Origin of the sequence: Gordonia desulfuricans NBRC 100010, assembly GCF_001485495.1 — a bacterium.
In the GTDB taxonomy this organism is placed as follows: domain Bacteria; phylum Actinomycetota; class Actinomycetes; order Mycobacteriales; family Mycobacteriaceae; genus Gordonia; species Gordonia desulfuricans.
The window spans coordinates 51,446-75,179 of the sequence record NZ_BCNF01000047.1; the positions used below are offsets into that span (position 1 = coordinate 51,446).

A 23,734-nucleotide genomic window follows, 5' to 3' on the forward strand; every position below is an offset into this window, starting at 1 on the left:
CCACACAGGAGCAGAATTCGAGCTCCCCATTCCGTTCCCGATCATCGGCGCCGCCAATCGGGAACGGAATCGGTACGCGGGAAGCCGCCGTCCAGGACACCGCCGAGCCGACGGTCAGAACTCCGCTGCAGACAGTCCCAGCCGGTGACACACCATGCGCTCGACGACCCTCGACATACCGCCGAGGATCAGCGAACAGCAGGTCAGCACGACCACCGCCGCCCACAGCTGGTCATAGTCGAAGGCGGTGCCGGCTTCCACCATGAGGTGTCCGAGCCCGTTGTCCAACGCCAGATACTCGGCCAATACAGCGCCTGCCAGTGATGCCGGGACCGCGATGCGCGCGGCGGAGATCAGCGCCGGAACCGCGAAGGGTATCCGTGTTCGCAGGACCGACGACACATCTCCGAACCCGTTGGCCTGCATCAGATCCAGAGCACTTCGGGGTGTCCGGGACAACGCCGCGTCGAGGGTGATCAGCATCGGGAAGAAGCCGACGAGGGCTGCGGCGACCGCGGCCGTGGCCGACCCTCGTCCCAGAACGGTGATGACCAGCGGGAGGATCACCACGAACGGCGTCGCCTGCCCGAACACCGCCAGTGGCAGCAGCGCTGATCGGGTACCGCCGACCACGGTGAACAGCACAGCAACGGCCAGTGCGGCAACGGTGCCGATGACGAACCCGAGTCCCGCGTGCATCAGAGTGGCCACAGTCTCCTCCCACAGCGTGGTCCGTGTGGAATCCGTTGCAGTGCGGAAGTATTCGATGATGTCAGCCGGGGTTCGCCGAATGAACTCCGGGACAAAGGGGCCGGCGAGGACCCCGTACCAGACCGCGAGAATGGCACCGGTCGACAATCCCAGCGACACGCACTTTCTGCCGATCGTCGGCTCCGGAAGACGTAGAGGTGTGGTGATCTTCGGTGATCGACCGGAGACCCGGTCCGACACGGATCGGGCGAGCGCGAAGACCGCGCCGACGGCGACCGCAGTCGCCAGGGCCATCGCCCAGGTGCGCGTGGTGAGGCCGGCACGCTGCGAGGTCACCAACGCGACTCCGACGCCTGTGGTGCCGCCCATCATCTCGGCGATCACTGCGCCGAGTACTGCCGCGGGGACCGCGAGTGCCATTCCCGTGGCCACGTTGGGGACGGCCGAGGGCAGATAGATCTTTCGAAATGTGCTGATGGGGCCAAGTCCGGCGACCGCGGCCACCTCGACCGAGGATCGGCTGGCGGCGGCCAGTCCGGTGACCGTTGCCAACGTGGTGGTGAAGAGAACGTACACGGCAGCAACGGTGATCCGAGGGATGAGTCCCGAGAAGATGGTGGTCAGCACCACCGACAGTGCCACCACGGGGACCGTGTACGCCAGCATTGCCGTGTTCAGCAACGGTCGGGTGAGCATGCGGACACGTCCGGCTACGATCCCCAGGGTGATCGCGACGACCACACCGATCGCGTATCCGATGCCGGCCGACGTCGCCGTGGACTGCAGGTTCGTCGCGTAGAAGGCCACGCCGTCGGCACGGATCTGGGTCACGATCATCGACGGGCTCGGAACCGTGGCGGTGCCGAACACCGCGCAGGCGAGGGCCCAGCCAAGGCAGCCGACCGCCACTGGCAGCAGCACACTCACGATCGAGGACGCCGAGACGGCGGGCACCGGCCTGATCCGGATACGTGCAACTGGGATCTCGACGGTCATCGATGCAGTCCCAACAGCAGATCACGCAAGTACTTTGCATGGCCGTTGAATTCCGGCGTATCCATGGTCTCGGCCGTCCGCGGCCACGGGAGGTCGACGTCGATGGTCTCTGCGATACGTCCCGGCCGTGGCGACAGGACCACGATCTGCGTCGAGAGGATCACCGCCTCCGTGATCGAGTGGGTCACCAACAATGTGGTGAATCGCTTTCCTTCCCAGATACGTTGCAGTTCGAGATTGAGACGCAATCGAGTGAACTCGTCCAGCGCGCCGAAGGGCTCGTCGAGGAGGAGCAGGTCCGGATCTGCGGCCAGGGCCCGAGCAATGGACACTCGCTGCTGCATCCCGCCGGACAGCTCGTAGGGCCGCGCTCCGGCGAACTGCTCGAGTCCGACCAGATCGAGCAACTCCGCTATACGTTTGGCGGTGTGCGACTTGTCGCGACGGCGCTCGAGCGGAAGCGCGACGTTGCGTTCCACCGAGCGCCAGGGCAGCAGCGACGCGTCCTGGAAACTGACGCCGAGCCGCCCCGACCTGGCGAGGGCAGCCGGGGACTCGCCGCCCACCGAGACCGTTCCGGCCGTGGGCTGTTCGAGCCCCGCAGCCATTCGCAGCAGGGTGGACTTGCCGCACCCGGATGGACCGAGCAGTGTTGTGAACGATCCATCCGGAACCGTGATCGTGACGTCGTCGAGCGCCTGCATCGTTCTCTTACCATGCCCGTATTCCTTTGACACAGAATCGAATCGGAGCCCCTCGGTCATCGTGAGGTCTGCCCCATCGGCGTCGACGTGCGACTGGATCGCGGTCATTGCGCGATCTCCGGATTCTCCGCGTAGATCTCGTCGACGATACTCAGGTCGAACAGGCCGTCGACGTCAACCGGAACGCCGGCCTTCCGAAGAGATTCCACGGTCGCCGAGGCACGGTCGGGGGTGACCTGCAGGACCCTGTTCGTGGTCCCCGGAACAATGATGAGCGGGGCCATGGCCTGGAGCTTCGCCGTTTGGTCGTCGAGGGTCAAGCCCAGACTCTCACCGTAGTGGTCGACGATCACCGACGCCGTACCGGACGGATCTGCCGCAGCTGCCTGCCATCCCAGGATCACCGCGTGGATGAGTTTCTTGACCTCATCACGACGCGACGTCAGGCTGCTCTCGTCCACCATGATCGTCTCGCCCACCGACGGATAGCCGTTCTTGTCGAACGGCATCGAGACATAGTCGACGCCCTTGGTCTTCAGCGTGACCTCATCGTTGGTCACGAACGCCAGGTATCCATCCACTTTTCCGGTCGTCAGCAACGACAGATCATAGTTCGGCGGAACGGTTTTGACCGATTCGGGATCGATCCCGTTGACCGCGAGGAATCCCCGCCACGGCGTCATGGCGGTGGGCTCGACCGCGATGGTCTTACCCACCAGATCCTGGGGGCGGCGGATCGGGTCGCCTGCCAGGGACAGCACGGTGTACGGGTTCGATTGCAGGGTCGCGGCCACGATCTTCAGGTTCGCGCCACCCTTGTTCGCCGCCGCGGTGACCTCGGGCGAGGACACCCCGACGAGTGCTTTGCCGCTGGCGACGATGGGGTCGGGAGCGATGTTGCTGCCACCCGGTTGCAGTTGGACGTCGCCCGCACCGGTCTTCGCAAAGTACTTGTCGACCTCTGCCAGCACAGGGCCGGCGGCCGCGAAGTCGTAGACCCAGTTCAGCTGCATGGTCGGGGCAGCCGTGCCACCGGTTGTCGAGCACGCGGCCACAGTCATGACCGTCCCGAGGGCGACAACGCCACAGGCCGCGTTCATGATGCCGCGCAGAAAGTTTCGTCGGTTCATCTCTTCCTCATTGACGAATGCCAGGAAGACCCGTTCATGCCGCACGCGTGTGATCGGTACGAGATGCGCTCGGTCGATCACGACCGGGGTTCAACAGGTTGCCTCATGGACGTAGCTGGTCGCACACCGATCGGCCGGGCCCTCCCGATCTCGATGCACATCGGCATTCAGATTATTGCCGACAGCATTCAGATTGCGGGTGTCGAGTTACAGGGAGGTTTCCTTCGGGTCAAACCTTGTTGCCGGCACACCCGCAGCGCTCACGACCCTCGACGCAGAGGCCCCACCGCACCAACGACTCGACAGAACCGACGACCTCAGCGCTCACGACGACGAGCTATCACATGCAGCAGACTCGTGCCCGCGGGATCCAGTGCAGTCCAGCGCGAACGCGAACCGGCGCGACAGAAAATCACGTCACGGCGACCCAACACCCACTCCCCGCCGTTCTCGACCTCCACCCGCAGCTCCCCGGTCATCACGTAGGTCGCCGCCTCGGCGATGTGGTCGAACCACTCGGAGTTGTTCTGTTCCGGCAGGATGTCGAACTCCGAGATCTCCAGTTCGTGGTCGGCATCGGTGAACAGTAGACGGCCTGCCGACGACACCGCACCATCGACGCTGTGGATGGGATGGCCCTCACCAGAACGAAAGACCACAGCGCCGGGCGTAACCGGCTCATCTGGGAGGAGGTCGCCCGGCGCCACCCCCAGGGCCTTTGCCAGCTTGTACAGACTCAGCATCGACGGCGACGACACACCACGTTCCAGCTGACTCAGAAATGGCTGCTTCAGATCGGCGAGCGGAGCCAGGGTGCGCATGGACATCCCCTGCGCCACGCGCAACTCACGGATCCGCGCCCCGATGGCGCGCGCCAGGTCGGAATCATCCCGTGCGGCAGTCGGTCCGTCCACACCGTCGAACCGATCCCCGTGAACACGCGACTTTGACACCTGCGAAACCTCTTCGTAATACATGAAGCTCAATCTGATTGCCGTGAACAGTCGGTGACTGCTTATATGCATCTTACTGGCCCGCTCTCCTCAGCTTACTGGCTGTCGCGTGCCGGGCGACCACCGCCGACAGCGTTCACATCGCCACAGGACCACATTCCAGAACCGACCCTGCCGACACAGCGACGTCGGCGTCCGAGAGGAGCCCCCGTATGGCACGCACCGTACCGATCATCGACCTGACCCCATTTCGGTCGAACACCGACACCCAAGGCGTCGTCGACAAGGTCCGGGCCGCTTGCACGAACACCGGGTTCCTGGTCGTCACAGGACACGGCGTACCCACCGAGCTCGTCACCGCCGCGACTGCAGCCGCTCGCGAATTCTTCGACTCCCCAACCGATGTGAAGCGTTCGTACCGCAATCCCGGTCGGGGTTCGGGATACGAGGAGTTCGCCAACATGTCCCTGGGCCAGTCGCAGGGAGACCTCGCGCCGGCCGACCTTCGCGAGGGATACACCGCACGTCGGGTCGACATCATCGATTGGCGCTCGCCGGTGTGGGGCGCATCAGAGCCCGATACCGCGCTGAGAGAGACCATCTCGAACTACTACTGCGCAATGGACCAGCTGGCCGACACCATCATGGAGGTGTTCGCACTCGCCCTCGATCGGCCCCGAGACTTCTTCCGCGCGTTCACCGACCGACACGACAGCCAGGTCGCGCTCTATCACTATCCGCCGATGTCACGAGAGCCGCTCCCCGGCCAGCTGCGCGGCGGCGCCCACACCGACTTCGGCAGTCTGACACTGCTGCATGGAGATCCGTCGGTGGATGGCCTGGAGGTCTGGAACGGGACCGAGTGGGACGCCGCGCCGATCGTGGCGGACTCCTTCGTGGTCAACATCGGAGACCTCATGCAGCGCTGGACAAACGACACGTGGAAGTCCACCGTTCACCGGGTCGCGAACCCCGCGGACGGCGACTGGGACAAGACCCGCTACACCATCGCCTTCTTCCACCAGCCCAATCACGACGCCGAGATCACCAGCCTCGACTCCGTGCATCCGGCCAAGTACCCGACGGTCACCTCGGGCGCGCATTTCACCATGAAGCTCGAGGCCATGGCGCTCACCTGACACGGCACTCACCCGAGATGGCACCCACCCGACAGGGCGATACGAGTCCCTACCGACGAAACCCGGAAAGAACCCCCAGCATGACACCACTATTCGAAGTTCCCACCATCGACATCAGCCCCTTCATCCGAGCCGGATCTCCCGACGAGAAGCGCTCGGTCAGCGCCCAGATGGACCAGGCATGCCGACAGGTGGGCTTCGTCCAGATCGTCGGACATGGCGTTCCCGCAGACGTTCTCGCCGGCCTCGCCGATGCGGTCGAAGCCTTCTTCGGTCTGCAGCTCGAGACCAAGAAGACCTACCGCGTCGACGGCGCCAATCGTGGCTACAGCCCCCCGCGCAGCGAAACACTCAGTCTGAGCTTGGGTCTGGAGTCGACGAGTGGGATGAACGACTTCTTCGAGGCATTCAACGTCGGGTCGCAGGCCGGCGACTTCCCCCAACTCGATCTCCCCCAGCCCGACTACGCGCCGAACGTCTGGCCCGATGTCGAGGGGTTCCGTGCGGGCGTCGAGGCGTACTACGTCGAGGCCGCACGGGTCGCCCGGACACTGACCACGATCTTCGCGCATGCGCTCGGTCTCGACGACGGATTCTTCGAGTACCTCACCGACCACTCGATCGACGTCCTACGGATGAACAATTATGCTCTGCCGCAGGGGATCACAGCCCCGGATGGCGACATCACCGGCATGGGCGAACACACCGACTTCGGATTGGTCACGGTCCTGTGGGCCGACCAGGTGCAAGGACTCCAGGTCCTCGGGACCGACAACACCTGGCACGACGTCGCCCCCGCCGATGACGCGCTGCTGGTCAACCTCGGCGATCTGACGGCGCGACTGACCAATGATCGATGGATGTCCACCTTGCACCGCGTCAAACCACCGATCGTGGACGGTACCGTCGTCCGACGCCGGTCGGTCGCGTTCTTCCACGACGGCAATTTCGATGCCGTGATCGGCACGCTACCAAGCCATCTCGATCTCGCCGACGGGATGGCGTACGAACCGATCACCGTCGGCGAGCACATCAAGGCCAAGCTCGCGGGTTCGCGTCAGGGAAAAGCGAACACCCAAGCCGTCCGTGAGGCGGCCCGAGTTCTGAGCGCTCAGGGAACACCGGCGCGTTGACGACACATCTCGTCCTGGTCCATGGCGCGTGGGCTGGTCCCTGGGTGTGGGATTCGATCCTCGATGCGGTGCGCTCGGCCGGTCACCACCCACACGTGGTCACGTTGCCGGGAGTCGGTGACCTGTCCGGTCCCGTCACGCTCGACGATCTCGCCGACACCGTCGTCGCGCAGATCGACGAGCTCGGCGGGGACGTCGTCATCGCGGGGCATTCCGGGGGTGGGATCGTAGCGACCGAGGTCGGCGAACGCATTCCCCATCGGGTGGCCGGAATCGCCTATGTCGCAGGGATGATGCTTCCCTCCCAACTCGGCTACGTCGGCCTGTGCGAGCAGATGGGCCTGACCGCACCGCCCGGCGTCGGCCCGTACCTGACGGGGATCGACACCCGCTTCGGCCCCGCCACGGCGGTTCCCCCGGAAGTGGCCACCGCGATCTTCTTCCAGCTCGCCGGGCCGGATGCAGCGATCACTGCAGCCCGGCGGCTCGGTGTCCAGCTCGAGTCGGCTCGCCGCATCGCTCCCGTCTGGACCGCCGAGCGCTACGGCCGAATCCCCACGCTGTACATCGAGGCGACGCAGGATCGATCGCTCCCGCTTCACATCCAGCGCCGGATGCAGGCCCTCGTACCCCCGACCGCCACCGTCACCCTCGATTGCGATCATGCACCGCAATTGTCTGCACCCACCGAACTCGCACAGACCCTCATCGCATTCTGCGAGACAGAAGCCCGCGGCTCGCACATCCACGGTGTCCCGGGCGGGAATCCCTCCGACAAGTAAGGACTCGACCAATGCTCATCTACAGCGCTCCCTCAACCGCGACGTCGATCCCCGTGATCGACCTCGCCGAGAGCTTCTCCGACGATCCCGAGGCCCGCGGGCGCGTCGCTTGGGAGATCCACAAGGCCAGTAGAGACACCGGCTTCTTCTACGTCACCAACCATTGTGTGCCCCAGGAGATCATGGACGGGCAGCTTGCCATAGCCCGCGACTTCTTCGACCTCACGCTCGACGAGAAGATGACCGCCGACGCGCGCCGGTCCCCGTGCCTGCGTGGATATGAGGCGATGGCCATCCAGGCACTCGACGAGGGCTCGCAGCCAGATCTCAAAGAGGGTTTCCAGGTCGGTCGTGACCTCGCCGACGACCATCCCTACGTGGCACGCGGATTCGCCAACCACGGAGCCAACCAGTGGCCAGAGGTGATGCCTGCCCTCCGTGGTGTGACCGAGAACTACATCGAACACATGCGCTCACTCGGCACACACCTTGTTCGACTCCTCGCTCTGTCTCTCGAGCAACCGCAGGACTACTTCGATGCAGCACTCGACGAGGTGGTCGTGACCACACGCATGCTCCACTACCCACCGCAACAGTCCGTCGGTGCCGGAAACCAGCTGGGCGCAGGGGCTCACACCGACTGGGGATTGATCACCCTGCTTCTCCAAGACGAGGTCGGCGGCCTCGAGGTCCAGAACGCCGACGGCGAGTGGATCCGCGCACCGCACATCCCTGGGACATTCGTGGTCAACCTCGGCGACATGGTTCCGGTCCTGACCAACGGCCTCTACCACTCCACCATGCACCGGGTACTCAACTGCTCGTCCGCGCGAGATCGCTACTCGGTCCCCACCTTCTTCGATCTCGACTACGAGTACGTCATCGAGCCGGTCCCGTCATGTGTCGCCGACGGTGTGCCCACACGCGAGCCCGTGACGGTGGGCCAACACATCGCGGAGATGTTCCGGCGGACCTACACCAACGTGAGCAGCGAGATCTCGTAACCACATCGTCGCCCACCTCCGCACCGTTCCGACGCACCGTGAGAAAGAAGGCCATGTCCGTCACCCTCGGCTTCGTCAGCATGATCTGTAGGGACATCGACCACCAATCCGGCTTCTACCGTGAAGTGTTCGAGCTTCCCGAGGCCACTGAGCTCTTCTCCGAACATTTCTGCGCACTCCGTATCGGACCGACGATCCTCGCATTCCACTCGCCGGCCGCAATCGACCTGCTCGGCCTTCCCGCCGACACCGAGCCCGGGAACTCGAACAACTCCTTCTGGACGTTCGAAGCCGAATCCGACGACGCCGTCGGAACACTCACCGACCGGGCGGTGCGTGTCGGAGCGGCCGTGGTGAAGGCCCCGTATCGCACCTACTACGGTGCGTGGCAGTCGGTACTGTCGGATCCTGAGGGAAATGTCTTCAGGATCAACCGGACCGATGCCCGGCTGCCGGGCTGACCCGTCCGCCGTCGTCGGCGGGAGTCCCGGCCGCCCAAGACGGTGGTCGTGAGATCGACTGTCGGACGAGCGCCCACCGCTACGCGACTTCCCACTCCCCCATCCCGTTCCCGCTCATCGGGCCCGATACGCGGGAACGGAACCGGTACGCGGGAGGCCACCGCCCACCCGCTCCGGACGGAGATCCAACCGGCGGAGGAGTTGCGCGTTGAGCGCCACCACCACCGTCGACGCCGACATCAGGAGGGCACCGACGCTCATCGGCATCACGAAGCCGATCGGCGCGAGCACCCCGGCGGCGAGCGGCACCGCGATCAGGTTGTATCCGGCTGCCCACCACAGGTTCTGCTGCATCTTGCGGTAGCCGGCGCGCGACAGTTCGATCACCGACAGCACCGACCGCGGGTCCGACGACGCGAGGATCACCCCGGCCGACCCGATCGCGACGTCGGTGCCGGCACCGATCGCGATTCCGACGTCGGCCTGCGCCAGCGCGGGGGCGTCGTTGACGCCGTCGCCCACCATCGCCACCGTGTGGCCCTCGTGTTGCAGCTCGGCAACCTTCGCGGCCTTGTCCTCGGGTCGCACCCCGGCGTAGATGCGGTCCACGCCGAGGTCGGCGCCGACGCTCTCGGCGACGGCCTGGGCATCGCCGGTGATCATCACGACCTGCACTCCCCGCGCGTGCAGGGCATCCACGGCGGCACGGGATTCGGGCCGGATCTCATCGGCCAGCGCCAGTGCGCCGATCACCTCGTCGCCGTCGAGGACATGCAGGATGATCGCGCCCCGCGCACGCCACGGCACGACGTCTGCCAACTCCGACAGACCGTACTCGGCGAGCAGATGCGGCCCACCGACATGGATGCGGCGACCGTCGACGAGCGCCGACACCCCCACGGCCGGCGAAGCCGTGAACCCGCTCGCCCCCGGTATCGGGCGGCCGAGCTGCTCCCCGGCACGCACGATCGCCCTCGCGAGGGGATGTTCGCTGTCGGTTTCGGCCGCGGTGGCCAGGGCCAGCACCTCGTCCGGTTCGTGGCCGGGGGCGGCGGCGACGTCGGTGACGACGGGCTCACCCTTGGTGAGCGTGCCGGTCTTGTCGAAGAGGACCGCGTCGACGGTGCGCATGGTCTCCAGCGCGAGACGGTCGGTGATCAGCACGCCGCCGCGGGCGGCGCGTTCGGTCGCGATGGACACCACCAGAGGGATGGCCAGCCCCAGGGCGTGCGGGCAGGCGATTACCAGCACGGTGATCACGCGGACCACCGCGTCGTCGGGCATGCCGAGCGCCGTCCACACGATCGCGGTGAGCAGCGCGGAACCGAGCGCGTACCAGAACAGCCAGCCGGCCGCGGTGTCGGCGAGACGCTGTGCGCGTGACGACGATGCCTGGGCGTCGGCGACGAGCCGTCGGATCCCGGCCAGCGCGGTGTCGTCACCGGTCGCGGTGACCTGCACGCGCACACCGGAATCGGTGGCGATGGTCCCGGCCACCACCTTGTCGCCGGTCTCCCGGCGCACGGCGATCGACTCACCGGTCACCATCGATTCGTCCATCGCGGCAGCGCCGTCGACGATGACGCCGTCAACGGGCACCGAGGCGCCGGGCCGGACGATCACCACGTCACCGACGGCGAGATCGCCGGGCGCCACGGTCACCACCTCGTCGCCGACCACCTTCTCCGCCTCGTCGGGCAGCAGCGCGGCGAGCGAGTCCAGCGCCGACGTCGTCTGGGCCAGCGACCGCATCTCGATCCAGTGGCCGAGCAGCATGATCACCACCAGCAGCGCCAGCTCCCACCAGAAACTGAGCTCGTGGTCGAGCAGATGCAGCGTCGATCCCCACGACGAGAGGAACGCCACGGTGATCGCCAGCGCGATCAGCAGCATCATGCCGGGCCGGCGGGACCGGATCTCGCCGACGGCACCGGTGAGGAACGGTCGCCCACCCCAGAGGTAGATGACGGTGCCCAGGACCGGCGGTATCCAGGTGACCCAACCGCCGTCGGGGAGCCGGTAGCCGAGTAGATCGGCGAACATGGCGTCGAGGCCGACCGTCGGGAGGGCCAGGACCAACATGATCCAGAACAGCCGGCGGAACTGCCCCACGTGATCGGACATGGTGTGGCCGGCCATGTCGTGATCGGACATGGCGTGCTGGGCCATGTCGTGACCGGCGTGGTCCATCACGACCGGATGGTGGTCGGGATGCTCCGTCATGATCGAACCGTATACCCCTTGGGGGTATAAGGCAACCGCCGTTCTCCCGAACCGCACCCACCGACCCCGATGTGCGCCTAGACTCTCGGTGAAACACTTAGAACATTTTGTTCCAATGGTCGGATCGAGGGGACCCGGCCGACGATCGCGGGGAGGCCACGATGCCAACGGCAACAAAGCAGATACAGAAAGTCCTGGCCACGGCGAGCAACGCCTACCCGAGCCACGACATCCCCCTCGCCGTACCGCCACCCGGCTCCGGCCTCAAACCCGTGATGGGCAACCAGGGCATGCCCTGGCTCGGCAACACCCTCGACGCCCTGTCGGATCCGCTGGGCAGCGCGATGAAGCGCTACGAGAAGTACGGACCGGTCTCCTGGTCCGGCGCCCTGGGCATGAAGATGGTGACGCTGGTCGGCCCCGAGGCCATCGAGGCCGCCTGGATGAACCGCGACAAGGCGTTCTCCAGCGAGCAGGGCTGGGAACCGATGATCGGCCCGTTCTTCCGCCGCGGGATCATGCTGATGGACTTCGGTGAGCACATGCACCACCGGCGCATCATGCAGCAGGCCTTCGCCCGGCCGCGACTCAACGGCTACCTCGACATGATGACCCCGCACATCCAGAAGTCCCTGGCCAACTGGGATGTGGGCAAGGGATTCCCGATGTACACCCGCACCAAGGAACTGCTCCTCGAGCTCGCCTCGGAGGTGTTCGTCGGTTCCACGCTGTCGGAGGCGGAGAACCATCGCCTCGAGGACGCCTTCGAGGCCGCGGTCCGCGGCGGGCAGGCGATCATCCGCGCCGACGTCGGCAACTTCACCTGGGCCCGTGGGCTGCGCGGCCGCGAACTGCTGCAGGAGTACTTCCGTTCGGAGATCGCCACCCGCCGCCAGGGCGACGGCGACGACCTGTTCACCGTGCTCTGCCACAGCGAGGACGACGAGGGCAACACCTTCAGCGACGAGGACGTCGTCAATCACATGATCTTCGTGATGATGGCCGCCCACGACACCTCCACCATCGCGCTGTCGATGCTGACCCACTACCTGGGCCGCCACCCCGAGTGGCAGGACCGGCTCCGCGCGGAGTCCCTCGCCCTGGGCAAGCCCACCCTGGACTTCGACGACCAGGATGCTCTGCCCAGCCTCGATCTGGCGTTCAAGGAGACCCTGCGGATCAACGCGCCGGTGGGCATGCTGTTCCGCAAGGCCGTCGCCGACACCCAGATCCTCGACCACTACATCCCGGCCGGCACGCTCGTGGCCATCCATCCGTGGGCGACGATGCTGCGCGAGGAGTGGTGGCCCAACCCCCGGCACTGGGATCCGGAACGCTTCTCCCCCGAACGCCGTGAGGACAAGGTGCACCGCTTCGCGTGGTCCCCGTTCGGCGGCGGCGCACACAAGTGCATCGGCCTGTATTTCGGTGGCATGGAAGTGAAGTCGATCATGCACCAGATGCTGCTGCAGTTCGAGTGGTCGGTGCCCGCCGACTACCGACTGCAGCTCGACTACGGCACCGGCCCCACTCCGGGGGACGGGCTGCCGATCGATTTCCGCCGCCGCGGCTGACCGATGCACCGCCGTCGACGTCAGCCCAGCATCTGCTGGATGTCGGCGGCGGTGATCGCACCGCCGAACAGCTCGCCCTCGTCGACAGCCGCATCGAACAACGCGCGCTTGCGATCCTGCAGTGCCACCACACGTTCCTCGATGGTGTTCGACGACACCAGCCGGTAGACGGTGACCGGCCGGGTCTGCCCGATCCGGTGGGCTCGGTCGATCGCCTGCGACTCGGCCGCCGGGTTCCACCACGGATCGCACACGAAGCAGTAGTCGGCCTCGGTGAGGTTGAGCCCGAATCCACCGGCCTTCAACGAGATCAGGAACACCTGCGTCTGTCCGTCGCTGAACTCCTTGACCGCGGCGGCCCGTTGGGCAGCACTCATGCTGCCGTCGAGGTAGCTGTAGGCGATGCCCAGGGTATCGAGCTCGTCGCGCAGCATCCCGAGGAATCGCGTGAACTGGCTGAACACCAGGGCGCTGTGTTTTTCGGCGATCAGTTCGGGCAGTGTCTCGGTGAGATAGTCGACCTTGCCCGACGCCACCGCATGGTCGGTCTCGTCGACGAGCGCGGCGTGCAAACTCAACTGCCGCAGCATGTTCAACGAGCGGAACACCTGGAAGCGGTTCTTCTCCCAGTCGCCGAGCAGACCCAGCACCTTCTGCCGCTCACGTGCCAGACGGGTGTCGTAGATCTTGCGGTGCTTCGGCGCGAGGTCGAGCAGCATCACCTGTTCCTGCTTGGCGGGCAGGTCGATGGCCACCTGATCTTTCCTGCGCCGCAACATGACCGGCTTGATCCGGCGGCGCAGCACCTCCATCCGTTCGGGGTGCTGTCCGGACTCGATCGGCTTGCGGAAGTACTCGGTGAAGACCTTCGGCGACCCGAACAGCCCCGGCGCGGTCACCGACAGCAGCGACCACAACTCCATCAGGTTGTTCTCCATCGGGGTGCCGGTGATCGCGAGCTTGAACGGGGCCTCCAGACGGCGGGCACACTGGTGGGTCCGGCCGTTGTGGTTCTTGATGAACTGCGCCTCGTCGAAGATCACCCCGGTCCACTCCTGCTCGTCGAGCTGGGCGAAGTTCAACCGCAGCAACGTATATGACGTCACCACCACCTGTGCGCCATCCACCGCCTCCGCCATCGGCACCTCGCTGCGGGTCTCGGTGCTGGTGATCGGGACCGCATGCATTGACGGGGTGAACTTCTCGCACTCGGCGATCCAGTTGGGGACGACGCTGGTGGGGGCCACCACCAGGAACCGTGCCGCGGTGTCGGCCTTGCATTCGCGGGCGATGAAGGCGAGTGTCTGGACGGTCTTGCCCAGCCCCATGTCGTCGGCGAGGATTCCACCGATCTCGTTGGTACGCAAGAAGGTCAGCCAGTCCAGGCCATCGCGCTGGTACTCCCGCAGGGAGGCCTTCAGGGTGCGCGGCACCGCCACCCGCTTGGGTGGGGTGGCGGCGGCAAGTTTCGTCATCCGCTTGCGCCAGCCGGCGAGTTGCTTGTCGACGACGCCGAGGTCGAGGAGTTCTTCCCACAGTGTGGCGTTCAGGCTCTGTGGGTTGACCAGGCCGTTCTCGATCTCGCCGAGTTCTCGGGCCTCGGCGAGCAGCTTGGCCAGCGTGGCCAGTTCGGGCGAGTCGAGCGCGACGTAGGTGCCCGCGTCGACGAACATATGTGTTGCGCCATGGGACAATTCGGAGATCACCGCAGCGATCGGCAGCTCGTACTCCCCGACGTTCATCGTCACGTCGAGGGAGAACCAGTCGTTGCCGACCTTCTCGTCGGCGCCGAAGCTGATCACCGGCGAGTCGTCTGCCGGGGCGAAGTCGGCGCCGACGCGGTTGTCGATGAAGACATCACGGTGCCCGGTGAGACCCGGGAGACCTTCGGCGATCAGCACCGCGGCCTGGACGGCGGTGAGCGGGAAGGTCGTCGACCGCAGCGCCGATGCCCAGGCCCCGCACCGTTCGATGATCGGGTCGAACAGCGCTTCCAGCTCGGTCCACAGCCGCTTCTCGGCGAGCTCGTCCCGATATCCGACGGAGGCGGCCGGGGATGCGGGCTCGAACAGGTGCAGCTTGTCGTTGACCTGGTAGGCGATGCTCCAGGTGAACCGCGCCTGGTTGCCGGGGGCGGTGGCGATGGTCAGGACCGCCTTCGGTCCGATGATCGTCGGCGCGGTGATGGCCGCGGGGTCGGTGCGAACGGTGCGGGCACCGGTCAGCCGCGGCAGCGCCTCGGCGGAGAACTCGTCGAGATCCTCTGCCGGGATCACCACGACCGTTCGGTTCATCGCCAGGTTCAGTTCGCCGTACTTGATGCTTCGCTCGAACTCACCGAGCGACAACATCCCGTCGCCGACGGCACCCACGCCGTGGGCCGGCATGCCGAATGCCTCCGCGGTGCCCGCGTCCACCGGCAGTCCGTCGATCACGATCCCGGCGGTGAGCTGCGCACCGCCATCGGCGTGCGGTGACACGTCGTAGTGCAGTGCCGCATCACCGATCCGGATACCACTCACCTTCAAGGACGGGTCGGCGAGCAGCGTGACACCGGCGTCGACGGCGGCCCGGAGAGCAGGCCAGAACTGTGCAGCGGATTGGGCGATGGGCAACCAGTCCCCGCTCGTGACGACGGTACGCCCGGTGATGGCGGTGTAGAGCGCGCCCACCGCCACGTGGTCGGGCGCACCCGTGGCGAGCCCCTTGCCGTAGGCGATGTCCGACCACGACGCCCCGCTCTTGATCCAGTTGCCCCGGGCCCCCGCGGTCATCGGCCGGACGGTGAGGATCGGTGACGAGCCAGAGCTCCGCGATCGGGCGAAGGCCAGTGCGAGCGGCGGATACTTCGGTGCGGAGATCCCGGTGGCGGCGGCCGGCAGGCCGATCAGATTGTCGAGCACCGCCCGCCAGGACAATCCTGGTACCGGCTCTTTCGCCGCAGATTGGGCAGGTTGGGCAGGTTGGGTTTGCGACGCGGCCGCGGCGGTCAGCAGCAGACCCACCGTGTGCTTGCAGCACACGCCCACCGGACAACTGCATGTGGCATATTCGATGGTCGCCAGGGACGGCGGTCCGAAGAAGTACACGCTGACGTCGTATCCACGGCGGTGGGACCCGGTGGATTCCCCGGCCAGAAGCCAACCGTCGTCTTCTCGCACCCACTCGACCCCGAAGATCTTGCCCGCGCGCGCGTACTGTCTACCCCGGGCGGCGGTCTGTGTTCCGAACTCCCTGGCCAGCTGGCCCTCGGTCAGTCGCAGGACGGGATCGCTCACCCGTCCCAGGGTACGGGCAGACGCCTACAAGCCCAACCGACGCGCCACGTCCTGCCCGCCGACCTCGCGGACGAACTCCGGGTCACCACAGATGACGAGTTGCTCACGGGCGCGTGAGAATCCGACGTAGAGGCGTTCACGCGAGCGGGATCGGGGCCGGGACTCGTTGAGCGCGAGCACGATCACGCGGCGTTCGAGCCCCTTGAACCCGAGTACGTGACCGTAGAACACCTGGTTGTCGTCCCAGAACGAGTCCCAGTACGCCTCGGTGCCCTCGGCCTGGCGATTGACCTGCTCGGGGTGGCGTGAACCGGTGGTCAGCAGGGCGATGTCGCCGGGCGCCCATCCCTGGCCGAGGAGCGGATCGATCTGATCGTCGGCGACGTCGCACGCCTGATCGGGGCCGCAGGCGATGAACCGCACCTCCGGACCGTCACCGCCACGCAGTTGCATCCGCTGACCGACCATCGGCCGGAATGCCGTCGCGATCTGCCGGGTGTTGCGCAAGTTGTGGTCGAGCAACAGGGGCACCAGTGGGACCGGTGGTGTTCCCTGCCGGTCGAAAACCCGTTGTGCCTCATCGCTGAACACGTACAGGCCGTCCTCGTCGGGATCGCCCAGACAGGCGAGCATCGGCGGCCACCATTCGTCGGCGAAGTCCTGCGCCTCGTCCACCACGATCGCGTCGAAGCGGTGCCCCGCGGGCAGTTCCTCGGCCAGTCGGGTATCTCCCGGGGGAGTTCGTGTTCCCAGAAGTCCTGACTCGCCGCGGTGCGGATCCGTTCGTCCGGCCCCGACGGTGCGCCCCACCGCATTCCGAGTTCGTGGAACTCCCCCACGTATGCCGGCTGCTCGCGCCGCGGCCAACTCGCCGTGATCCGTTTGAGGTAGGACGCCAGTCCATGTGAATAGCAGACCAGCGCAACCCGTTTGCGCGCCTTGGCCAGCCGGCGTGCCTGCTCGACGGCGAGGAAGGTCTTGCCGCTGCCCGCCCCGCCTCGCACCTCCACGCGGTTGAGCAGGCCGATCGCGTCGAGGATCACCGCCTGGTTGCCGGTGAGTGCCTCGGCGGTGTCCTCGTTCGCCAGGGCACGGGCCACCACATCGCGCTGCGGCAATCCACGTCCGGCGAGCACGGTCTGCAGGTCGGCGATCCCGTCGGCGGTGATCGGTTGCGCATCGGAGTCCTTGTTCAGCAACACCATCAGGATCAGCGGCATGAGGTTGTCGAGCTCGGTGCGGTCGAGGACCTTCCAGCGCGGCAGTCCGGCAGCGCGTAGTCGCCGGCGAGTTTCACGTTGGGCAGCACCACCATGTGATCCCAGCGCACGCGGCCCGACCGCCACCGCGGGTCGGCCTCCACATACTCGCGCAGCGCATAGCAGGCGTCGCGGGCCTGGGCGACCGGATCGATCCGCTTGGCTCCCTGACCTGGCCGGTCCTGTAGCCAGCCGGCGCCGTCGTGCCACACCTCCCCGCCCTTGACCTCGATGCAGACGATGCCGGCACCGGCGATCGCGACGACGAAGTCGGCCTCGTGGTCTTTGGTGTGGTCGGTGACGCGCTGTCCGCAGATCAGCAGGTCGTCGTCGAGCATCTGCTCGGCCAGCCGGGTGAACACGGACCGTTCGGCGCCGGCGGCGAAGCGGGGTTCGGCGGGCAGGATGTGCGGCATGGCGTCGGCCTCCTCGGTGACGTCGGGTCGCGGTGCCCGGAGTGTGCCACAGCGCTCGGACATCGAACGGCCACGGCATCCATCCGGGTGACGATCCGTCCAATCGCCTGACATCCGATGCCACACGCTGGTACTCCCGAGGGGTGAGCGCATCGATCTCCCCGGCAGCGACGTTGCCCGCCGTCATCGACGACATCGCGGACCGCACCCCCGACGCCCCGTTCCTGGTCACCGACGAGACCACCTGGACCTATGCCGACGTCCGCGACACCGCCGACCGCCTCGCCCGCAGCCTGCACACCATCGGGGTGGGCCCGGGTGACCGGGTGGCGATCGCCGCGCCGAACGGCCCGGAGTGGATTCTCGCCCTGATCGCCACCGGCCGGATCGGTGCGACCCTGGTGGCACTCAACATCCAGTACCGCGAGCACGAGCTGGACTTCATGCTCAACGAGTCCGGCGCGAGCGTGTTCATCTGCGCATCCGAGCACCGTGGCTTCGACTTCGTCGGGTTCCTGGAGGGCTTCCGCTCACGGCTGCCCGGCGTCAAACACTTCGTCTTCCTGGGTCACAACGGCTTCGACGGCAGCCGCTCGTGGGCGCATCTGCTCGAGTCCGCACCGTCCACCGCACGGCAATGGGAGCCGGTGTCGACGCTGGCCACCGCGGTGCTGCTGTACACCTCCGGCACCACGGGCGCACCGAAGGGCGCGATGCTCACCCACGGCAGCATCCTGGCGTCGGCGCGGGCGCAGGCGGTGCACCTCGAGCAGGCCGCCGACGACGCGGTGATCGCGCACATGCCGTTCAACCATGTCGGCGGGCTCACCTGCACCGTCATCGCCGCGGCGGTGGTCGGCGCACGCCTCATCGTGGTGCCCGGCTTCCATCCGCAGCAGTCGTTGCAGGCGATCATCGACCACCGCGCCACCCTGTGCGTGGGGGTACCGACGATGTTCTCGTTGATGCTGGGCGAACCGGCCTTCGCCGACGCCGATCTGTCCGCGATACGGCTGTGCGTGGTCGGCGGATCGAATCTGGACCCGGCGCTGGGCCGTCGGGTGGCCGACGCGTTCCCGGGCGCCCGGCTCGCCAATCTCTACGGGTTGTCGGAGACCTCGGGAGGGGCGGTGATCTCCGCGGCCGACGACGACCTCGACACCCTGGTGGAGACGCTCGGCGTGCCGATCGGCGACACCCGGGTGCGCGTCGTCGACGACGAGGACGCCGACGTCGAGGACGGTGTCGACGGCGAACTCCTCGTCGGTGGGGCCTGTCTGGCCGACGGGTACTGGCAGCGGCCCGACTCCACGGAGCTGGCCTTCGGTGACGACGGGTGGCTGCGCACCGGTGACATGGCCACCCTGCGGGCCGACGGGCATGTGGTGATGCGCGGGCGCAAGAAGGAGATGTACGTACGCGGCGGATACAACGTGTATCCCGCCGAGATCGAGAATGTGCTGGCCACCGCCCCCGGCGTGGTGATGGTCGCGGTGATCGGCGTACCGGATGCGACCTACGGTGAGGTCGGCTGGGCGATCGTCGTCGGCGACGAGGAACTGGACCTCAGCCGGCTGCACGCACGGTGCCGGGAGCAGCTCGCCCGGTACAAGCAGCCCGAGCGGATCGTCGTGGTGGAGTCCCTGCCGCTCACGCCGTCGGGCAAGATCCAGAAGGCCGCACTGCAGGCGATGTACGGGTCGACAGCCAACTCCTGAGCTGCCCCGACCCGAGTAACGCCGACCCGAGTAACGCCGACCCGAGCAGGGACGACCCGGGCAGCGACGACGGGGTCACTGCTCGTCCTTGCTCGGCAGCTTCCATCCGAAGGTCGCCGTCGGGGCGGACCCTTTGGCGAACAGACGCGCAGGCCGGCCGCCCGCGGCGCGGGTGACCGGGCTGCCCGCGGCGTCGACCTGCGGAGCCAGTAGCGGCTGGACACGACGATTGAACGAGTCGCGCATCAGACGCCGGCCGAGGATCGCCTCGTGCAGTTCCCGCAGCTCGGTGAGCGTGTACGGCGGGATGAGGAGATTGTCGGGGTCGGGGCGGTCCTCGTAGCGTCGGCGCAGACTGTCGGTGGCGGCTGCGATGATCTGTTCGTGGTCGTAGAGCAGCGCCTCGCCTGAGGTGAGCGCACCGGTGTCGGTCACCGGCTGCAACTCCCCGACCACGTCCGTCAGCTGCGCGGCAGGCAGCGCGACGGCGTGCGCGATCGAGATCGTCCATCCCCGGGGATCCCGATCAGGATCATCGAACACCCGCAGCAGATGCGGGTGGATGTGATCGGGCGAGAGCCCCAGTTTCAGCTGCACCACCTCGTGCACCGTCTCGGTGACGGTGTGCCGATCCCGGATGAACCGTCCCGGTAGCGCCGGAGCCCCTGTCTCGTCACGCTGGACGACCACGCACAACGCATCGCCCACCACGGTGAGCACCGCGATGTCGACGGCAACGCTGGGACGCGGGTAGTCGGTCAATCGACTGAACTTCGCAGCAGTCACCGGTCAACCCTATGCGAGATTCTGCGCAAAGTAGTAATCTCATAAACGCGCAAAGTCGCCTCGGTCCGATGCCGGGGCGGAGATTGGAGTCGAAGACATGTTGTTCTCCGCCGCCCTCGACGTCGATGTCGTCGCCCACGAGTCCGCCGACGAGGTCACCGTGCTGCTCGATCTGGCGGCACCGGCCGCCCCCACCACCGAGCGCGCACCCGCCGCATTCCAGGTCGTCCTCGACCGCAGCGGTTCGATGAGCGGCCGGCCGCTCGAGGGTGCGCAGCAGGCACTCGCCGGGGTGATCGCCCAGCTCGCGCCGTCGGACGTCTTCGGCGTGGTCGCCTTCGACGACGACGCCCAGATCGTGGTCCCCGCGGGTCCGCTCACCGACAAGCAGCGCATCACCGACCGGGTCCGCGCGGTCACCCCCGGCGGCTGCACCGACCTCTCGTCGGGCTACCTGCGCGGTCTGCAGGAGTTGCGGCGCGCCACCCGGTCGGCCGGTATCCGCGGCGGCACCGTGCTGGTGGTCAGCGACGGCCACATCAACGTCGGGATGCGTGATCACGACGGGTTCGCCGCGGTCACGGCGAAGGCTGCCGCCGACGGTATCATCAGCTCCACCCTCGGATACGGCGATGGATACGACGAGTCGTTGCTGTCGGTGATCGCGCGGGCCGGCAACGGCAATCACGTCTTCGCCGCCGATCCGGACGCCGCAGGTGCTGCGATCGCCGGTGAGCTCGACGGTCTGCTCGCCAAGTCGGTGCAGGCGGTCACCCTGACGGTTCGTTATGTCCCGCAGGTGAAGTCACTGGCGATGTACAACGATCTTCCCGCCCACCAGATCGGGGACGGCGAGGTGATGATCGAGCTCGGCGACCTCTATGGTGAGGAATCGCGAAAGCTGTTGCTGCGCTTGAATGTCGATGCGATCGCCGCCTTGGGTCTGACCCAGCTCGCCACCCTCGAGCTGCGCTACGTGGAGACCGGGACCCTCACCGAGCACACGGTGACGTTGCCGATCTCGGTGAACGTTGTACCCGGTGACGAACTCGGTGATCGCGTGCCGGATCCGGTGGTGCGGTCGGAGAAGCTGTACCAGGAAGGGCAGCAGGCCAAACTCGAGGCGTCACGGGCCTACGAGGCCGGTGACCTGGCCGCGGGGGCGGCACATCTGGCACGCTCACGCGCCAGCATCGAGGCGGCGGTACTGGGGGCGCCGCCCGAGGTCGCCGGGTCGATGGCCGACGACCTCGCCCTGATCGATCAGATCGCCTCGCAGGCAACGACGCTCGGGACCGCCCGAATGTCCAAGATGTCGCGGGATTCCTACCACTCCGGCAACCGCAAACGCGGCCGCACATAGCCGCCACACAAAGCCGCCACACCCACCACGAGGAGAACTCTTTGTCCGACATCCAGTCCCGTGCCGTCGGCGCGCTCCTGCTCACCGCTGTCGGGGATGCGCTCGGCGTCCCCTACGAGTTCGGTCGCCGGCTCGGCGCCACCAACATCCCCGAGATGATCGGCGGTGGCCTGGGCGACTACGCCCCGGGCGAGTGGAGTGACGACACCTCGATGGCCGTGGCCATCGCCGAGGTCGCGGCCACCGGAGCTGACCTGGCCTCCGCGGAGGGCCTCGACGGCGTGGCCCGCGGATTCCTACGGTGGGTGTCCGATTTCCCGGGTAACCGTCCGCCGGACATCGGCAACCAGACCTACGCCGTGCTCGACGCCGCCCGGCGTCGGCTCGCGCAGGATCCGGATGTCGCGCCCGGTGAAGTGCTGCTCGAGATCTCGACCGCCTACGCCGATGCCCATCCCCGATCGGCCGGCAACGGTGCGCTGATGCGCACTGCCCCGGTGGCGCTGGCCCACCTCGATGATCGCGATCACCTCGCCGAGGCCGCGCGGGCCGTCGCCGCACTCACCCATGCCGACGAGCTGGCTGGTGACTCGTGTGTGCTGTGGTGCGAGGCCATCCGGATCGCGATCCTGCAGGCCCGCTTCGACGTTCGCAGTGGACTCGACCTGCTGCCCGCCGATCGACGCGACCAGTGGGGTGACTGGCTCGGCGCTGCCGAGATCGGCGATCCCCTGGACTTCTCCCCCAACGGGTTCACCGTCGCCGCATTGCAGGCAGCCATCGCGGCGATCCTCCAGACACCGATCGCCGACGACCAGCCCGGGCGCCACCACCTCGAGGCGCTGTACACCGCCGTCCGGATCGGTGACGACACCGATACCGTCGCGGCCATCGCAGGTGGTCTCCTCGGAGCCCGCTGGGGTGCCGACGTCGTCTCGGCCGAACATCGCGAAGCGGTGCACGGGTGGCCGTATGTCGGTAATTCGCCGACAACGGCAGCCGAATTGCAGAAGTACGCCACGGCCGCCTGCGGCTGACCTGGCCTGAGTACTCAGGCCAGGTCAGGCCCGAGGAACGCGTCGACCACACCGAGGAACGTCCGACCCACCGGTCCCAGCTCCCCGCCGGCCTCGACGGCACCCAGGTAGTCGCCGTGGCCGGCGGGGAGGATCAGGGACCATGCGTTCGGGACCAGCTCCGCCATCTGTTGAGTGTGGGAGGGCAGCACCACATCGGTTCGGCCGCTCACGAACAGCGTCGGGCAGGTGATGGCTCGCATCGCGTCGTCGTCCACGTCGACGAACCCACGCATGAGGCTCACGTCGAGCTCGAACATCCGCGTCAGGTCGTCGGGGTCCGGATCGATCTCCTCGTAGGCCGCCCTCAGCGCCGGCGGCAGCGAAGCGATGTTCGCGTCATCGAATCCGTCCCAGAATCCGTCGAGAAGGCCATCACGTCGACAGAACGACGACGCGATCACGAGACGGCGGATCAAGTCGGGACGATTCTGCGCCACGTGGAGTGCGGCCGGGCCTCCGCTGCTGAACGCTCCGAGGTCGACCGGTCCGACACCGAGCTTCTCGATCAAGGCGATGATGTCACCCGCCGAGTTCTCGAAGGTGTACGGCCGATCGGTATGCGGAGTGTGGCCATGTCCTTGCAGTTCGACGCCGATCACCCGCCGCGTCTGGGACAGGACCGGTATCGCGGCACCCCAATGGGCTCCGATCGTGCCGGCACCACCATGGATCAGCATCAGCGGCGGAACGCCCGCATGATCGGCGCCGTAGGTCTCGAAGTACAGATCCAGCGTGGTCATGGCAACTCCATGGTCGGGGGTATGTCCCGAGTATGGACCGTCTGGTCGCATCAGAATCATCGGTTGGCGAGGCCCATCCCTGTGCCCGGCCGGCCCCGCTGCCGAAACCAGGGGAAGGTTCATCACCCCCGTCCCCCGAAACCAGGGGAAGCCCGCCGCCCGAAACCAGGGGAAGATTCGTCACCCCCATCGCCCGAAACTCGGGGAAGGATCCTTCCCCCAGTTTCGCAACCTTCCCCGGGTTACATCACGGGGAAGAACACGAACCTCGGGGAAACACGGCTT

At 66.8% G+C, this 23,734-nt stretch carries 17 protein-coding genes and 1 pseudogene; 9 read left to right on the forward strand and 9 right to left on the reverse strand.

All coding sequences use genetic code 11. The annotated features are described in order from the left end of the window. Positions 1–114 precede the first annotated feature (114 nt). The 4 genes from GD1_RS08450 to GD1_RS08465 form a co-directional block, all read right to left on the reverse strand. Complete coding sequence (locus GD1_RS08450; protein ID WP_059036695.1) at positions 115–1,707, reverse strand: ABC transporter permease; 1,593 nt, start codon at positions 1,705–1,707, stop codon at positions 115–117. Beyond that, positions 1,704–2,411: an ABC transporter ATP-binding protein gene (locus GD1_RS08455; protein WP_238403646.1), complete on the reverse strand. Its 708-nt coding sequence runs from the start codon at positions 2,409–2,411 to the stop codon at positions 1,704–1,706. The genes GD1_RS08450 and GD1_RS08455 overlap by 4 nt, the downstream gene beginning before the upstream one ends. A 104-nt stretch (positions 2,412–2,515) precedes the next feature. Further along, the gene (locus tag GD1_RS08460; RefSeq protein WP_059036697.1) at positions 2,516–3,622 is read right to left on the reverse strand and encodes an ABC transporter substrate-binding protein; all 1,107 of its coding nucleotides are present in this window, start codon (positions 3,620–3,622) and stop codon (positions 2,516–2,518) included. Positions 3,623–3,858: 236 nt separating this feature from the next. Further along, the gene (locus GD1_RS08465) at positions 3,859–4,566 is read right to left on the reverse strand and encodes a helix-turn-helix domain-containing protein (protein WP_083533976.1); all 708 of its coding nucleotides are present in this window, start codon (positions 4,564–4,566) and stop codon (positions 3,859–3,861) included. Between the two features lie 140 nt (positions 4,567–4,706). On the opposite strand from GD1_RS08465, the gene GD1_RS08470 reads away from it, so the two are divergent. From GD1_RS08470 to GD1_RS08490, 5 genes are all read left to right on the forward strand, one after another. Then, complete coding sequence (locus GD1_RS08470; protein WP_059036699.1) at positions 4,707–5,633, forward strand: isopenicillin N synthase family dioxygenase; 927 nt, start codon at positions 4,707–4,709, stop codon at positions 5,631–5,633. A gap of 80 nt (positions 5,634–5,713) precedes the next feature. Further along, positions 5,714–6,766 carry an isopenicillin N synthase family dioxygenase gene (locus GD1_RS08475; protein ID WP_059036700.1) on the forward strand — a complete coding sequence of 351 codons (1,053 nt, stop codon included), beginning with the start codon at positions 5,714–5,716 and terminating at the stop codon, positions 6,764–6,766. After that, positions 6,763–7,548 (forward strand): alpha/beta fold hydrolase, encoded by a 786-nt coding sequence (locus tag GD1_RS08480; protein ID WP_059036701.1) that lies wholly within the window; start codon positions 6,763–6,765, stop codon positions 7,546–7,548. Before GD1_RS08475 ends, GD1_RS08480 begins: the two co-directional genes overlap by 4 nt. Before the next feature lie 11 nt (positions 7,549–7,559). Further along, on the forward strand, positions 7,560–8,552 hold the full coding sequence (locus tag GD1_RS08485) for an isopenicillin N synthase family dioxygenase (RefSeq protein ID WP_059036702.1): 993 nt from the start codon (positions 7,560–7,562) through the stop codon (positions 8,550–8,552). A gap of 53 nt (positions 8,553–8,605) precedes the next feature. Continuing rightward, positions 8,606–9,013 carry a VOC family protein gene (locus GD1_RS08490; RefSeq protein ID WP_059036703.1) on the forward strand — a complete coding sequence of 136 codons (408 nt, stop codon included), beginning with the start codon at positions 8,606–8,608 and terminating at the stop codon, positions 9,011–9,013. A 114-nt stretch (positions 9,014–9,127) separates the two neighbouring features. On the opposite strand, the gene GD1_RS08495 is transcribed toward GD1_RS08490, so the two are convergent. Further along, the gene (locus GD1_RS08495) at positions 9,128–11,203 is read right to left on the reverse strand and encodes a heavy metal translocating P-type ATPase (RefSeq protein WP_373855276.1); all 2,076 of its coding nucleotides are present in this window, start codon (positions 11,201–11,203) and stop codon (positions 9,128–9,130) included. 194 nt (positions 11,204–11,397) lie between these two features. On the opposite strand from GD1_RS08495, the gene GD1_RS08500 reads away from it, so the two are divergent. Further along, positions 11,398–12,810, forward strand: coding sequence for a cytochrome P450 (locus GD1_RS08500; protein ID WP_059036705.1), 1,413 nt, complete (start codon positions 11,398–11,400; stop codon positions 12,808–12,810). A gap of 20 nt (positions 12,811–12,830) precedes the next feature. Here the strand turns inward: GD1_RS08500 and GD1_RS08505 are convergent, their stop codons facing one another. After that, complete coding sequence (locus tag GD1_RS08505; protein ID WP_059036706.1) at positions 12,831–16,088, reverse strand: DEAD/DEAH box helicase; 3,258 nt, start codon at positions 16,086–16,088, stop codon at positions 12,831–12,833. 24 nt (positions 16,089–16,112) lie between these two features. After that, positions 16,113–17,763 (reverse strand): annotated as a pseudogene (locus GD1_RS08510) (nuclease-related domain-containing DEAD/DEAH box helicase). 143 nt (positions 17,764–17,906) lie between these two features. Between GD1_RS08510 and GD1_RS08515 the strand changes: the two are divergent. Continuing rightward, positions 17,907–19,481 (forward strand): class I adenylate-forming enzyme family protein, encoded by a 1,575-nt coding sequence (locus GD1_RS08515; protein ID WP_059036707.1) that lies wholly within the window; start codon positions 17,907–17,909, stop codon positions 19,479–19,481. A gap of 75 nt (positions 19,482–19,556) precedes the next feature. Here the strand turns inward: GD1_RS08515 and GD1_RS08520 are convergent, their stop codons facing one another. After that, positions 19,557–20,267 (reverse strand): NrtR DNA-binding winged helix domain-containing protein, encoded by a 711-nt coding sequence (locus tag GD1_RS08520; protein ID WP_059036708.1) that lies wholly within the window; start codon positions 20,265–20,267, stop codon positions 19,557–19,559. A gap of 97 nt (positions 20,268–20,364) precedes the next feature. Here GD1_RS08520 and GD1_RS08525 point away from each other — a divergent pair, with 97 nt between their 5' ends. Together GD1_RS08525 and GD1_RS08530 are read left to right on the forward strand one after the other, a co-directional pair. Next, complete coding sequence (locus GD1_RS08525; protein WP_059036709.1) at positions 20,365–21,630, forward strand: vWA domain-containing protein; 1,266 nt, start codon at positions 20,365–20,367, stop codon at positions 21,628–21,630. Positions 21,631–21,671: 41 nt separating this feature from the next. Further along, the gene (locus GD1_RS08530; RefSeq protein ID WP_174519029.1) at positions 21,672–22,667 is read left to right on the forward strand and encodes an ADP-ribosylglycohydrolase family protein; all 996 of its coding nucleotides are present in this window, start codon (positions 21,672–21,674) and stop codon (positions 22,665–22,667) included. 14 nt (positions 22,668–22,681) lie between these two features. On the opposite strand, the gene GD1_RS08535 is transcribed toward GD1_RS08530, so the two are convergent. Beyond that, complete coding sequence (locus tag GD1_RS08535) at positions 22,682–23,449, reverse strand: alpha/beta fold hydrolase (RefSeq protein WP_059036710.1); 768 nt, start codon at positions 23,447–23,449, stop codon at positions 22,682–22,684. Between the last annotated feature and the right edge of the window lie 285 nt (positions 23,450–23,734).

Bases quoted from the DNA above. Each gene is read 5' to 3' on its own strand.
- GD1_RS08500 (WP_059036705.1), top strand. From the start codon at position 11,398: ATGCCAACGGCAACAAAGCAGATACAGAAAGTCCTGGCCACGGCGAGC.
- GD1_RS08470 (WP_059036699.1), top strand. From the start codon at position 4,707: ATGGCACGCACCGTACCGATCATCGACCTGACCCCATTTCGGTCGAAC.
- GD1_RS08465 (WP_083533976.1), bottom strand. From the start codon at position 4,566: ATGCATATAAGCAGTCACCGACTGTTCACGGCAATCAGATTGAGCTTC.
- GD1_RS08495 (WP_373855276.1), bottom strand. From the start codon at position 11,203: ATGGACCACGCCGGTCACGACATGGCCCAGCACGCCATGTCCGATCAC.
- GD1_RS08450 (WP_059036695.1), bottom strand. From the start codon at position 1,707: ATGACCGTCGAGATCCCAGTTGCACGTATCCGGATCAGGCCGGTGCCC.
- GD1_RS08455 (WP_238403646.1), bottom strand. From the start codon at position 2,411: ATGCAGGCGCTCGACGACGTCACGATCACGGTTCCGGATGGATCGTTC.
- GD1_RS08485 (WP_059036702.1), top strand. From the start codon at position 7,560: ATGCTCATCTACAGCGCTCCCTCAACCGCGACGTCGATCCCCGTGATC.
- GD1_RS08475 (WP_059036700.1), top strand. From the start codon at position 5,714: ATGACACCACTATTCGAAGTTCCCACCATCGACATCAGCCCCTTCATC.
- GD1_RS08525 (WP_059036709.1), top strand. From the start codon at position 20,365: ATGTTGTTCTCCGCCGCCCTCGACGTCGATGTCGTCGCCCACGAGTCC.
- GD1_RS08490 (WP_059036703.1), top strand. From the start codon at position 8,606: ATGTCCGTCACCCTCGGCTTCGTCAGCATGATCTGTAGGGACATCGAC.
- GD1_RS08535 (WP_059036710.1), bottom strand. From the start codon at position 23,449: ATGACCACGCTGGATCTGTACTTCGAGACCTACGGCGCCGATCATGCG.